The organism is Paenibacillus cookii, from assembly GCF_018333375.1.
Taxonomy (GTDB): domain Bacteria; phylum Bacillota; class Bacilli; order Paenibacillales; family Paenibacillaceae; genus Paenibacillus_AQ; species Paenibacillus_AQ cookii.
This window is the reverse complement of sequence record NZ_BORW01000166.1, coordinates 1-231: the sequence shown is the minus strand read 5'-3', so window position 1 is coordinate 231 and position 231 is coordinate 1. Positions and strand designations below refer to the sequence as shown.

At 53.7% G+C, this 231-nt stretch carries 1 rRNA gene; it reads right to left on the bottom strand.

The annotated features are described in order from the left end of the window. Window positions 1-231: ribosomal RNA gene (locus KI367_RS27015) — 23S ribosomal RNA — on the bottom strand; the annotation flags it as partial.

The following is a 231-nucleotide window of genomic DNA, read 5'->3' as shown; positions in this document are numbered from 1 at the left end:
CTTAGAATTCTCTTCTCGCCTACCTGTGTCGGTTTGCGGTACGGGCACCTTCACCTGGCTAGAGGCTTTTCTTGGCAGTGTGAGATCATGACCTTCGGTACTATAATTTTCCCTCCCCGTCACAGCCCAGCCTTAACGATGTGCGGATTTGCCTACACATCAGCCTCACTGCTTGGACAGACATCCATCCGTCTGCGTCACTACCCTCCTGCGTCACCCCATCGCTCATAG